Below are 12,709 nucleotides of genomic sequence, written 5' to 3'. Positions count from 1 at the left end.
AGCTATTGACCTCAACTTTGCTTGAGGTTTTACATTGGCATCTCTTCGTATTAACAAGGACAGACTTTGAATATTATACTTGCCATGATCCCCGCCTTCTTATGGGGCACCACCTATGCAGTGACCAAATATGCCACACCTGATTGGCCGCCACTTTTATTAGGCGCATTGCGTGCTTTACCTGCAGGATTATTATTTTTATTGCTTAAGCCTAGTTTGCCGACTCGTTCGCAGTGGCCCAGTTTACTGACTTTAGGTGCTGTGAATATAGCGCTGTTTTTTGCCTTTATTTTTATTATGGCAGTCAACCTTCCAGCAGCAATTGCAGGTGTGGGAATGGTTTCAGTGCCTGTTGTCGCTTTATTATATGCATGGCTTGCTAAAGGGCAGCGCCCAGCAAAAGTTCAAGCATTCTGCGCTATGGCATTGGTCGTGCTTGCATGGCTATTATTTGATCCCGCTTATGTGGCATTGAATGTATTAGGAGTTGCGGCTTTATTTGGTGCCTTACTTACTATTGTAATTGGTAGTACCTTAGTACAAAGCTTGTCTGTGCATATACATTGGTGGGTCGTACTTACTTGGCAATTAATCATTGGAGGCAGCCTATTATTGCTTGCTGCTTTTATTGATGGAAGTGTGCTAAACCCAGAGCAATACCAAGTAGTATTTGAGCCTATTTCAGCGCTTCAATATACTGCGCTATTTTGGTTAATCGTTCCCAATACAGCCATTGCCTATACTCTGTATGTTTGGTTATTAGGGCGCATGAGTGTAGCTGAGTTTTCATTTGGCACCATTGCCAACCCAATAGCGGGAATAGTGTGTGCTGTTGTGCTCATAAACGAACAGTATCAAGACTGGCAATACCTACTGATGTTTTTGATGATCATATTTTCAGTGCTACCTCAGATGTTAAAGCTAAGATTGTTAAAGCAACAAACAAGCTAATAAAAAAGGGCTGCCAATTGGCAGCCCTTTTACTAAAGTAATTTTTCTTAGCTGTGATAATTTTCACAAGCTTCAAGCGTGTTTTCGATTAAGCTTGCCACTGTCATCGGGCCAACACCACCAGGTACTGGTGTAATGAAATGTGCTTTTTGTTCAGCAATATCGTATTCAACATCACCAACAAGCTTGCCAGATTCAAGACGGTTAATGCCCACATCGATTACGATAGCACCTTCTTTAATCCAATCACCCGGAATGAACTCAGGTTTACCAACCGCAACAACTAATAAATCAGCGCGGCGAACATGCGTTTCTAAATCTTGAGTAAACTTATGACATACCGTGGTTGTACAGCCAGCAAGTAATAGCTCAAGTGACATAGGGCGACCAACAATGTTAGACGCACCAACAACGACTGCATGCATACCTTTGTAGCGAACACCGGTAGAGTCGAGTAGGGTAATAATCCCCTTTGGAGTACATGGACGAAGTGCCGGCATACGCTGAGCTAAGCGACCAATGTTATAAGGGTGAAACCCATCAACATCTTTATGTGGTGTGATGCGCTCAAGAATTTTTTCAGCATCAAGACCTTGCGGTAAAGGCAATTGTACTAATATACCGTCTACTTCTTTGTCTTCGTTTAGTTGATCTATTAATGCAAGTAAGTCTTGCTCAGTCGTGTCGCCAGGTAAATCGTAAGACTTAGATATAAAGCCGACTTCTTCACATGCTTTACGTTTAGAACCAACATACACTTGGCTAGCTGGATCTTGACCAACTAACACAACTGCTAGTCCTGGAGCGCGTAATCCATTCGCTACACGCTCTGCAACTCGCTCTGCTACATTGCTGCGTACTTGTTTAGCTATTGCCTTACCATCGATGATGTTTGCCGTCATGGGTGACCTTTAATTGGGGTTAGTTAACTTGATACTGATACATCTAAATATGATTATCCAATAAAGGGGGCGTGGATACACAAATCATGTTTGTTTGATCATATTTATTTATGTTGCGTATTTTCGCAGAAAAGCATCATAGCGCCAAGATGCAATCTTATATAAAGCGCTACTTTATAAAAAAGAGTTCAAATTTTAGCTTATATTTGCAATATTTAACCATTATGAACTAAAAGTGACCGATTGAATTATTTTCTTAAAAAAATGTTTGACCTAACTCGGTCAAATCACTATTATGCACCCCGTTGTTAACGAGGTCACTCGCAAACAATAGTAAGCATCGGCGATTAGCGCAGTTTGGTAGCGCACTTGGTTTGGGTCCAAGGGGTCGCAGGTTCAAATCCTGCATCGCCGACCACTTTACTTTTTGTAAATGGTGCTTACAGGCAAACTTATGAAGTTTTCGATGCGCCCGTAGCTCAGCTGGATAGAGCAACGCCCTTCTAAGGCGTTGGTCGAAGGTTCGAATCCTTCCGGGTGCGCCATTTGAAAATATGTAAATGCCGTGGTGATTGTAGCTCAGTTGGTAGAGCCCCGGATTGTGATTCCGGTTGTCGTGGGTTCGAGCCCCATCAGTCACCCCAATTTACTCTAAGATATCGGCGATTAGCGCAGTTTGGTAGCGCACTTGGTTTGGGTCCAAGGGGTCGCAGGTTCAAATCCTGCATCGCCGACCACTTTTTAAGTGGTCTTAATTTTCAAAACTTCTCTCAGTATCGGCGATTAGCGCAGTTTGGTAGCGCACTTGGTTTGGGTCCAAGGGGTCGCAGGTTCAAATCCTGCATCGCCGACCACTTTTAAAAAGTTTAAGGTCATAGAACGATTGGTTTGGGTACCTCAAATTCAGTCGCAGGTTCAAATGCTGAATTACCGACCTCTTTTAAAATTTAAGCTTCACTCCCTCTAGCCGAAGCTACTTAATTCTTTTCAATACCTTTTAAATCAGCTTAATTCTCTTTTGTTATTTTTTGCGTTCGTTTTTTACGCACTTAAACGCTGTTTGCTGCTATATACGCCAAATAATTGCCCCCCAGACTCGACTATCATAAATATTAGGTTATAATGCCGCGTCTATTGTTTAACATAGTGCCCATAGAGGCAAAGCAGCAATGGTATCTCATGGTTACAATGCGCCGTTTTAAGTTGAAATATTCAGCGTTAAAACTTGCTATCACTCATGGAGATCACCTTGTTTGTAAGGAAGGCGAAAAGTCGCCAAAATTGAAGATTGAGGTAAATCATGCAAGTTTCTGTTGAGACGACTCAAGGCCTTGAGCGCCGTCTGACCATCACCGTTCCTGCAGAGAACGTTGAGACTGAAGTAAAAAAACGCTTACAACAACTGTCTAAAACCCAGCGTATCGATGGTTTCCGTCCTGGTAAAGTACCAGCGTCTATCATCAACAAGCGTTACGGTGCTGCGGTACGTCAAGAAGTTGCTGGCGAATTAATGCAACGCAACTACATCGAAGCTATCGTTTCTGAAAAAATTAACCCAGCTGGTTCACCTACTTTCGCTCCTAAAGCGTTAGAAGCTGGTAAAGATTTAGAATTCGATGCAACTTTCGAAGTTTACCCAGAAGTTGAAATTCAAGGTTTAGATAAAATCGCTGTTGAAAAACCAGCTGTATCTGTAACTGACGAAGACCTAGCTAACATGCTAGAAACTTTACGTAAGCAACACGCTTCTTGGGCTGAAGTTGACGCAGCTGCAGGCGAGAACGATCGTGTAACTATCGACTTCGTTGGTTCTATCGAAGGCGAAGAGTTCGAAGGCGGTAAAGCTGAAGACTTCCCACTAGAACTTGGTCAAGGTCGTATGATCCCAGGTTTCGAAGACAACATCGTTGGCAAAAAAGCGGGCGAAGAAGTTGTTGCTGAAGTAACATTCCCTGAAGAGTACCATGCTGAAAACCTTAAAGGTAAAGCTGCTACTTTCGCAATCACTGTTAAGAAAGTTGAAACTCAAGAGCTTCCTGAGCTTAATGACGAGTTCGCAACTAAATTCGGTGTAGCTGAAGGCGGTGTTGACGCTCTTAAAGAAGAAGTTAAAAAGAACATGACACGTGAGCTTGACCAAGCGGTTAAAGCTAACGTTAAAGACCAAGCTATCAAAGGTCTTTTAGCTAACAACGAAATCGAAGTGCCAAAAGCGCTAGTAGATCAAGAAATTGATGCACTACGTCAGCAAGCAGCACAACGTTTCGGTGGCGACGCTAAAAACATGCCTGAGCTTCCAGCTGAATTATTCCACGAGCAAGCTGTAACTCGCGTTAAGACTGGCCTATTACTAGGTGAAGTAATTAAAGCGAACGAGCTTAAAGTTGACGACGCTAAAGTTGAAGAATTAATCGCAACTGTAGCTTCTGCATACGAAGATCCAACTGAAGTAGTAGAGTACTACAAAGCAAACGATCAGCTTATGCAGCAAATGCGCAACGTAGCTATGGAAGAGCAAGCAGTTGAAGCAATCCTAGCTAAAGCAAACGTGACTGACGTTGAAAAAGCATTCGACGACATCATGAATCCACAGCAAGGTGCTTAATAAGTCATTGACTTAAGCTCTCGCTAGCGATTAAATGGCTCGTGTTACCCTGTATTTATACAGCGTACTCGGGCCATTTTAGTTTGTGGTATCAGTTTCAAAAAAACCAACAATACTGATGTTATTTCAGAACTTTTTTCGGCTAGGATTGAAATTATTCTGATAAGTTCCTATATAGTTATAAAGATTGAATAGGCAGCTTAATTAACATTATTATAAATGTGCTTTCCTTATAGTAAGGATGAGTCGCAGCGGATAAGGAATTAAATAAGAATGAATAGCGGTATGACAGACCCTCTAAACGCACTAGTCCCTATGGTTGTTGAACAAACAGCTAAAGGCGAGCGCTCATATGATATTTACTCACGTCTTTTAAAAGAACGCATTATTTTCTTAACTGGCCAAGTTGAAGATAACATGGCAAATTTGATTCTTGCGCAAATGCTGTTTTTAGAATCAGAAAACCCAGAAAAAGATATTTATCTTTATATTAATTCGCCAGGCGGTTCTGTGACTGCGGGTATGGCGATTTACGATACTATGAATTTTATTAAACCTGATGTAAGCACTATTTGTGTTGGCCAAGCGGCAAGCATGGGTGCATTTTTACTGTCAGGGGGTGCTAAAGGTAAGCGTTTCTGTTTACCTAACTCACGCGTGATGATCCACCAACCATTAGGTGGCTTCCAAGGTCAGGCATCTGATTTTGAGATCCATGCACGTGAAATCTTATCAATCAAAGATAAATTAAACCGATTAATGGCTGAACATACTGGCCAGCCACTAGAAGTTGTTTCTCGTGATACTGACCGTGATAATTTTATGACTGCTAGTGAAGCAGTTGAATACGGCCTAGTTGATTCAGTATTTTCAAGCCGCGAATCGAAGTAATCTGAATAGCTAATAATAACGTATTGTTAGCTATCACCCTTTACTATGCGAAAACTGATATTCTTTGATATAGTTAAACATAGTGAATTAGCAGTAGCCTTATGCTACTGCCAACGTAATAAATGAGGTAGCTGAATGTCTGACACTCCTACAGACGGCGACAAAAGTAATAAATTGTTATATTGCTCTTTTTGCGGCAAAAGCCAGCACGAAGTTCGCAAATTAATTGCTGGCCCTTCAGTATACATTTGTGATGAATGTGTTGAGCTGTGTAACGATATTATCAGGGAAGAAATCAAAGACATTGCGCCGAAGCATAATGCGTCTGATAAACTGCCTGTGCCGAAAGAGATTCGTGATCACCTAGATGATTACGTGATTGGCCAAGACCACGCGAAAAAAGTGCTGTCGGTGGCGGTATACAATCATTATAAACGTTTGCGCAATCAAACAATCAATGCGGACATTGAGCTTGGTAAGAGTAATATCCTATTAATCGGTCCTACAGGTAGTGGTAAAACATTACTTGCTGAAACTATGGCACGCTTACTTGACGTTCCATTTACTATGGCTGATGCAACTACATTAACTGAAGCTGGTTATGTAGGTGAAGACGTTGAAAACATTATTCAAAAGCTACTGCAAAAATGTGATTACGATGTAGAAAAAGCACAGCGCGGTATTGTTTACATTGATGAAATTGACAAGATTTCTCGAAAGTCTGATAACCCATCAATTACTCGTGATGTATCAGGTGAAGGTGTGCAACAAGCCTTACTTAAGCTAATTGAAGGTACTGTTGCGTCTGTGCCACCGCAAGGCGGTCGTAAACATCCACAGCAAGAATTTTTACAAGTAGATACATCTAAGATTCTGTTTATTTGTGGCGGTGCATTTGCTGGCCTAGATAAAGTGATTGAGCAACGTAGCCATAAGAATACTGGTATTGGTTTTGGCGCTGAAGTTAAGCAATCATCAGGTAGCCGCAGCCTAAGCGAAACATTTAAAGATGTTGAACCAGAAGATCTAGTGAAATACGGTTTAATTCCAGAGTTCATTGGTCGTCTTCCGGTTGTTGCGACATTAACTGAGCTAGACGAAGCTGCACTTATTCAAATTCTTAGCGAACCAAAAAATGCATTAACTAAACAATTCTCTGCATTGTTTGCTATGGAAGATGTTGAGCTTGAGTTTCGTGAAGATGCACTAAGTGCTATTGCTCATAAAGCAATGGAACGTAAAACGGGTGCTCGTGGCTTACGTTCAATTGTTGAAGGTGTATTACTAGATACTATGTATGAGCTACCTTCAATGGATGATGTTAGCAAAGTGGTTATTGATGAAACCGTTATTAAAGGTGAATCAGACCCAATTTTGATTTACCAAAGCGGTAACCAAGACAAAGCTGCATCAGAATAAAGCTGTAATAGTTTAAAAGTTGAGCAGTTAAACACGAAAAAGGAGCCAAAGGCTCCTTTTTTTACAAATATGTTGAACTTTCCCTTACATATCCCCATATACTTGAGTAATCTTTAAAATAAATGAAGTGCGAAGAGAATATAATGACGCTTGAGAGAACAGATCGAGTCGAAATCCCCGTGTTGGCACTGCGCGATGTAGTGGTTTACCCACACATGGTGATCCCGCTATTTGTTGGTCGTGAAAAATCAATAAAATGCCTAGAAGCGGCGATGGACAAGGACAAACAAATTTTCCTAGTGGCGCAAAAAGACGCCTCTGTTGATGATCCGCAGCAAGATGATATCTACCGTGTTGGCACCATTGCCACAGTACTTCAGTTATTAAAGTTACCTGATGGCACCGTTAAAGTGCTTGTTGAAGGCACACAACGTGCGAGCGTTGAAAAGTTTTTAGATAACGATGATTTCTTTGTTGCTGAAGCACAGTTCATTGAATCAAGCCATATCGACGAGCAAGAGCAAGATATCTTTATTCGCAGCGCAATTAGCCAATTTGAAGGCTATGTAAAGCTTAATAAGAAGATCCCACCTGAAGTACTTACTTCTGTGTCAGGTATCGATGAAGCCGCACGTCTTGCTGATACCATGGCAGCACACATGCCACTTAAGGTACCTGAAAAGCAAAAAGTACTTGAGATTGCCGATGTTACTGAGCGTCTTGAGTACTTAATGGCGCTGATGGAAGGCGAGATTGACTTACTGCAAGTTGAGAAGAAAATCCGTACTCGCGTGAAAAAGCAGATGGAAAAATCGCAGCGTGAGTATTACCTCAATGAGCAAATGAAAGCGATTCAAAAAGAGCTTGGCGAACTTGATGATGTACCCGATGAATTCGAAGCAATTAAAAAACGCATCGAAGAGTCAGGTATGCCTAAAGAAGCGCAAGAAAAAGCGAACGCTGAGTTAACTAAATTAAAAATGATGTCGCCGATGTCGGCTGAAGCAACCGTTGTGCGTTCTTACATTGATACGCTTATCAATGTACCTTGGAAAAAACGCTCTAAGGTGAAAAAAGACTTAGCTGGCGCACAAAAGATTTTAGATAGTGACCATTACGGCTTAGATAAAGTTAAAGAACGTATTATTGAGTATCTAGCGGTGCAGCAACGCACTAATAAGCTAAAAGGCCCAATTTTATGTTTAGTAGGTCCTCCTGGTGTCGGTAAAACCTCACTTGGTCAATCAATCGCACGTTCTACGGGTCGTAAATATGTGCGTATGGCATTAGGTGGCGTTCGTGATGAAGCGGAAATCCGTGGTCACCGCCGTACTTACATTGGTTCTATGCCTGGTAAATTAATCCAGAATATGACTAAAGTCGGTGTGAAGAATCCATTATTCTTATTAGATGAAATCGATAAGATGTCATCAGATATGCGTGGCGACCCAGCATCAGCATTACTTGAAGTACTTGACCCAGAGCAAAACAGCCATTTTGCCGATCACTACTTAGAAGTTGATTACGATCTATCTGATGTGATGTTCGTGGCAACTTCAAATAGCTTTAATATTCCGGGTCCATTATTAGACCGTATGGAAGTTATTCGTTTATCTGGTTATACCGAAGACGAGAAGCTAAACATTGCAAAACAGCACTTAATTCCAAAACAAGTTAAGCGCAATGGCTTAAAAGAGCATGAAGTTGAGATTGCCGACAGTGCAATCATTGGCATTATCCGCTACTACACACGTGAAGCGGGCGTTCGTAACTTAGAACGTGAAGTGTCAAAACTATGCCGTAAAGCAGTTAAAAACATCCTGCTTGATAAAGACACTAAAAAAGTACTTATCAACGATAGCAACCTTGAAGAGTTCTTGGGTGTACAGCGTTTTGACTATGGTAAAGCAGAAGACGGCGACCGTATTGGTCAAGTAACGGGCCTTGCGTGGACTGAAGTAGGTGGTGATTTACTTACTATCGAATCAGCTGCGGTTCCAGGTAAAGGCAAGCTAACTTACACCGGTTCGCTTGGTGATGTAATGCAAGAGTCAATTCAGGCAGCGATGACGGTAGTTCGTAATCGTGCTGAAAAGCTACGCATTAATAGCGATTTTTATGAAAAACGTGACATTCATGTTCACGTGCCAGAAGGTGCAACACCAAAAGATGGCCCAAGTGCTGGTATTGCCATGGTAACCGGTTTGGTATCTAGCCTAACTGGTAACCCGGTTCGCTCAGATGTGGCTATGACTGGTGAAATCACTTTACGTGGTGAAGTGTTACCAATTGGTGGCTTAAAAGAAAAACTTCTGGCAGCACATCGCGGTGGTATTAAAACCGTTATTATTCCAAAAATTAACGAACGTGACTTAAAAGAGATCCCTGATAACGTATTAGAGGGCCTTGAAATTCACCCAGTTACATGGATTGATGACGTTTTAAATCTGGCGTTGAAGCATCCAGTTGAGAGTTTTTCTGTCGAAACAGAAAAAAACCAGTAAAAAACCGCAAAAAAGTGCATTTAGGGGCTTTTCAAATACAAAGGGTATGATAAGTTAAGCACTAGTTTTCAAGCCTAGGCCTTATGTGGCCTAGGGTTGAGAAAAATATAATAAACTGAGCATAAACTTAATTTGCTCATCAATTTTCAAAACAGTGATGTTATTTTTTAATAAAAACAATCGCTCTTGATAATAACAATGAAAGAGGATGATATTGTGAATAAATCTCAATTAATCGATCAAATCGCAGCTGACGCTGACATTTCTAAAGCGGCTGCAGGTCGTGCACTAGATTCATTCATCGAGGCTGTTTCAGGCGCTCTAAAAGATGGCGATTCTGTAGCGCTAGTTGGCTTTGGTACTTTCTCTGTACGTGAGCGTGCAGCGCGTTCAGGTCGCAACCCGCAAACTGGTGAGACTATCCAGATTGCTGCAGCAAACATTCCTTCTTTCAAAGCAGGTAAAGCGCTGAAAGACGCAGTAAACTAATCATTAAAGATTAGTTGGTGAGAGATACCTAATCGCACTTAAATTGAATTTAGGTAACTTATCACCAGTTACTTCAAGTGAAAAAGCGTATCTGGTAAGATACGCTTTTTTTACATGAGCAGGGTTAATTTGTACCTGATCAGAATAGAGATAGATAAATGCTTGAGAAAATCAGAGAAGGTTCGCAGGGACCTGCAGCCAAAATTATTTTAGGCGCGGTGATTTTATCTTTTGCTTTAGCTGGGATCGGTGGTTATTTAGGACAAACCACAGAGCAACCCGTTGCAGAAGTAAATGGAGTTAAAATTAGCCAAACCGAATTCAGCCGTGCATATCAAAACGAACGTAACCGTTTAGAACAACAATTTGGTGAATACTTCGCACAGATCGCTGCTGATCCAAATTACATGGCACAAATTCGCCAAGGTGTAATCGACCGTTTAGTACAACAAGAATTGCAAACTCAACTAGCGGCAGAATTAGGTCTTCGTGTAAGTGATGAAAGTGTTCGTAAAGCAATTTTAGAAATGCCTTACTTCCAAGTAGGCGGCCAGTTCAGCAACGACCGCTACTTACAAGTTATTCGTCAAATGAATTTCCAACCAGATGCTTTCCGTGAATATTTACGCGAAGACATGACACGTAGCCAATTAGTTGGTGCGGTTGCTGGTACTGATTTCATCTTAGAAAACGAATTAAACAATAGCGTAGCTCTACAACAGCAAACACGTAGCATCGACTATCTGGTTGTGACAAAAGAATCATTACAAGAAGGCATTGCAGTAACAGAGCAAGAAATTGCTGATTACTATGAATTAAATCAACCGCAATTCTTAGCGCCAGAGCAAGTATCTGTAAGCTATATCGATTTAAATGCTGCCACCTTAACACTTGATTCAAGTGTTTCAGAAGAAGACATCAAAGCTTACTACGACCAAAACAGCGCACAATATGTTGAGCCTGAAAAACGTCGTGTATCACATATCTTAATTGATAACAGTGAAGACGATGATGCCGCAAAAGCGAAAGCTGAAGAGCTACTAGCGCAGCTACAAAACGGCGCTGATTTTGCTGAGCTAGCTGAGACATCTTCTGATGACGTAGTTAGTGCTGAAATGGGCGGTGACCTTGATTGGATTGAACGTGACATGATGGACCCTGCGTTTGAAGATGCAACTTATGCACTTGAAAACAAAGGTGACATTTCTGACGTTGTAGAATCTGAGTTTGGTTATCACATTATCAAGCTTACTGATATTCAAACGCAGCAAGTTAAACCATATGCTGACGTTAAAGATGAGCTTCGTGCTGAACTTGAGCGTACTAAGAAAATTAATGCGTTCTATGAAAAGCAAACTCAAATGGGTGAGCTAGCGTTCGAGATTTCAGATACCTTAATTGATGCAGCAGAAGCTGCAGGCGTTGAAGTACAGAAAACAGAACTAGTAACTCGTAATGCGTTACCTGAGCCGCTTAACAACCCACAAGTTGTGGCTGCTATTTTCTCACCTGAAGTGCTAGAAGATCGCATGAACTCAGAAGTAATTGAAGTAGGTGATGAGCATGCTGTTGTTGTTCGTGTAAATGATCACAAAGCAGCGACAACAAAAGCTCTAGCAGATGTTTCTGAGCAAATTAAATCGACTTTGGTTGCACAAAAAGCATCTGAGCTTGCTAAAGAAAAAGCGCGCACACTTTACGCTGATATTGAAGCAGGTAAGAGCTTAAACGAGGTTGCACAAGCTGAAGGCTTAACAGTACGCCAAGAAGCTGCACTGGGTCGTCAAGCTTACACTGTGTCACCAGCGATTGTTCAACAAGCTTTCAAAATGGCTCACCCACAAGGTGCACCAGAGGTTGAAGTTGTTGACCTAAACAATGGCGATGCGGCAATTGTTGCGCTAAAAGCAGTTAATCCAGCAGCTGACGTTGAAATTAACGAGCAACAAAAGCAAAACATCACGATGGCTCAAGTGAATAAAAACTACATGGTATTTATTGCAGCACTAAAAGCACAAGCTGAAGTGCAAGTACCACAAGCGACTCAAGCTGCTGAATAGTTAGCAAAATGAGTTAAATAAAAGGCGCCTACTGGCGCCTTTTTTGTTACCTTTGTAGGTAATTCCAACTCGTGAATTGGTATCAAAAGGAGCATTTATGGAGTACAGTCAAATAGAGCAGCTACCAAGCGCTGAAGAATACTGTGATATGCGCCTTAAAGCTGGCTTATCAGCACGTTCATTAGCGGCTGCAAAGGCGGGATTGCCAAACTCTCTTTATGCTATTTGTATTCGTAAAAACGATGAGTTGATTGGCATGGGCCGTGTAATTGGTGATGGTGGCTGTAATTTTGAAGTGGTTGATATTGCAGTCGCACCAGAATATCAAGGCCAAGGGTTAGGACGTGTCATTATGGAACATATTGACCGTTACATTGAATCTGCCGCCTTTGAAGGTAGTTATGTCACTATGGTGGCTGACAAACCAGGCTTTTATGAAAAGCTTGGCTACAAGTTTGTCGCACCACAAAGCCAAGGGATGTATAAAAAGTTTTGAGTATCATAGACAAAAAAAGCGCAGATCATTATACATGGGGTAACAATTGCGACGGTTGGCATTTGGTAAAGTCTAATGCGCTGAGTGTTATTCAAGAGCATGTCCCAGTAGGTGAGGCTGAAGTAAAACACTATCATAAGCATGCCGAACAATTTTTCTTCGTACTTAGTGGCTGTGCCAACATTGAACTTGATGGCCAAATACACAAACTCACTGCGCAACAAGGTTTGCATGTAAGTGCTGGACAAGTTCATCAGCTAAGTAATCAAGGTACTGAACCACTGCATTTTATCGTTACATCTACACCACCAAGTCATGGTGACAGAGAAGAAGTGTAAAAGCTGTAAGGTAAAAGAGTAGAGTTAATAGAGATATCAACATGCTCGCGTAGG

At 41.5% G+C, this 12,709-nt stretch carries 10 protein-coding genes and 5 tRNA genes; 14 read left to right on the top strand and 1 reads right to left on the bottom strand.

Annotated elements, in window-relative coordinates; all coding sequences use genetic code 11:
- Window positions 1-66: 66 nt before the first annotated feature.
- A complete protein-coding gene (locus tag HYD28_13825; GenBank protein ID QLE09942.1) occupies window positions 67-951 on the top strand; it encodes an EamA family transporter in 885 nt (294 codons plus the stop codon).
- A 47-nt stretch (window positions 952-998) separates the two neighbouring features.
- Here HYD28_13825 and folD read toward each other — a convergent pair whose 3' ends face one another.
- Window positions 999-1,853, bottom strand: coding sequence for a bifunctional methylenetetrahydrofolate dehydrogenase/methenyltetrahydrofolate cyclohydrolase FolD (gene folD, locus HYD28_13820; GenBank protein ID QLE09941.1), 855 nt, complete (start codon window positions 1,851-1,853; stop codon window positions 999-1,001).
- Between the two features lie 341 nt (window positions 1,854-2,194).
- Here folD and HYD28_13815 point away from each other — a divergent pair.
- The 13 genes from HYD28_13815 to HYD28_13755 all read left to right on the top strand — a co-directional run bounded on the left by HYD28_13815 (window position 2,195) and on the right by HYD28_13755 (window position 12,655).
- Window positions 2,195-2,271, top strand: a tRNA-Pro gene (locus HYD28_13815).
- Window positions 2,272-2,321: 50 nt separating this feature from the next.
- Window positions 2,322-2,398 (top strand) — tRNA-Arg (locus HYD28_13810).
- Window positions 2,399-2,421: 23 nt separating this feature from the next.
- Window positions 2,422-2,497 (top strand) — tRNA-His (locus HYD28_13805).
- A gap of 16 nt (window positions 2,498-2,513) precedes the next feature.
- Window positions 2,514-2,590: transfer RNA gene (locus tag HYD28_13800), tRNA-Pro, on the top strand.
- Window positions 2,591-2,630: 40 nt separating this feature from the next.
- Window positions 2,631-2,707: transfer RNA gene (locus HYD28_13795), tRNA-Pro, on the top strand.
- Between the two features lie 446 nt (window positions 2,708-3,153).
- Window positions 3,154-4,458 (top strand): trigger factor, encoded by a 1,305-nt coding sequence (tig, locus tag HYD28_13790; protein ID QLE09940.1) that lies wholly within the window; start codon window positions 3,154-3,156, stop codon window positions 4,456-4,458.
- 273 nt (window positions 4,459-4,731) lie between these two features.
- Window positions 4,732-5,349 (top strand): ATP-dependent Clp endopeptidase proteolytic subunit ClpP, encoded by a 618-nt coding sequence (clpP, locus tag HYD28_13785; GenBank protein ID QLE09939.1) that lies wholly within the window; start codon window positions 4,732-4,734, stop codon window positions 5,347-5,349.
- 135 nt (window positions 5,350-5,484) lie between these two features.
- Window positions 5,485-6,768: an ATP-dependent protease ATP-binding subunit ClpX gene (clpX, locus tag HYD28_13780; protein ID QLE09938.1), complete on the top strand. Its 1,284-nt coding sequence runs from the start codon at window positions 5,485-5,487 to the stop codon at window positions 6,766-6,768.
- A gap of 143 nt (window positions 6,769-6,911) precedes the next feature.
- A complete protein-coding gene (gene lon, locus HYD28_13775; GenBank protein QLE09937.1) occupies window positions 6,912-9,272 on the top strand; it encodes an endopeptidase La in 2,361 nt (786 codons plus the stop codon).
- A 216-nt stretch (window positions 9,273-9,488) separates the two neighbouring features.
- A complete protein-coding gene (gene hupB / locus HYD28_13770) occupies window positions 9,489-9,761 on the top strand; it encodes a DNA-binding protein HU-beta (GenBank protein QLE09936.1) in 273 nt (90 codons plus the stop codon).
- 158 nt (window positions 9,762-9,919) lie between these two features.
- Window positions 9,920-11,821 carry a peptidylprolyl isomerase gene (ppiD, locus tag HYD28_13765; protein QLE09935.1) on the top strand — a complete coding sequence of 634 codons (1,902 nt, stop codon included), beginning with the start codon at window positions 9,920-9,922 and terminating at the stop codon, window positions 11,819-11,821.
- Between the two features lie 97 nt (window positions 11,822-11,918).
- The gene (locus tag HYD28_13760; GenBank protein ID QLE09934.1) at window positions 11,919-12,317 is read left to right on the top strand and encodes a GNAT family N-acetyltransferase; all 399 of its coding nucleotides are present in this window, start codon (window positions 11,919-11,921) and stop codon (window positions 12,315-12,317) included.
- Window positions 12,314-12,655, top strand: coding sequence for a cupin domain-containing protein (locus HYD28_13755; protein ID QLE09933.1), 342 nt, complete (start codon window positions 12,314-12,316; stop codon window positions 12,653-12,655). Before HYD28_13760 ends, HYD28_13755 begins: the two co-directional genes overlap by 4 nt.
- The last annotated feature ends 54 nt before the right edge of the window (window positions 12,656-12,709 follow it).

It is taken from the genome of Pseudoalteromonas shioyasakiensis (genome assembly GCA_013391845.1).
Lineage (GTDB): Bacteria > Pseudomonadota > Gammaproteobacteria > Enterobacterales > Alteromonadaceae > Pseudoalteromonas > Pseudoalteromonas apostichopi.
This window is presented reverse-complemented; position numbering and strand designations above follow the sequence as displayed.

Excerpts from the sequence above, each read along its gene's own strand:
- folD (QLE09941.1), bottom strand. The coding sequence starts at position 1,853 with ATGACGGCAAACATCATCGATGGTAAGGCAATAGCTAAACAAGTACGC.
- tig (QLE09940.1), top strand. The coding sequence starts at position 3,154 with ATGCAAGTTTCTGTTGAGACGACTCAAGGCCTTGAGCGCCGTCTGACC.
- clpP (QLE09939.1), top strand. The coding sequence starts at position 4,732 with ATGAATAGCGGTATGACAGACCCTCTAAACGCACTAGTCCCTATGGTT.
- clpX (QLE09938.1), top strand. The coding sequence starts at position 5,485 with ATGTCTGACACTCCTACAGACGGCGACAAAAGTAATAAATTGTTATAT.
- lon (QLE09937.1), top strand. The coding sequence starts at position 6,912 with ATGACGCTTGAGAGAACAGATCGAGTCGAAATCCCCGTGTTGGCACTG.
- ppiD (QLE09935.1), top strand. The coding sequence starts at position 9,920 with ATGCTTGAGAAAATCAGAGAAGGTTCGCAGGGACCTGCAGCCAAAATT.
- HYD28_13760 (QLE09934.1), top strand. The coding sequence starts at position 11,919 with ATGGAGTACAGTCAAATAGAGCAGCTACCAAGCGCTGAAGAATACTGT.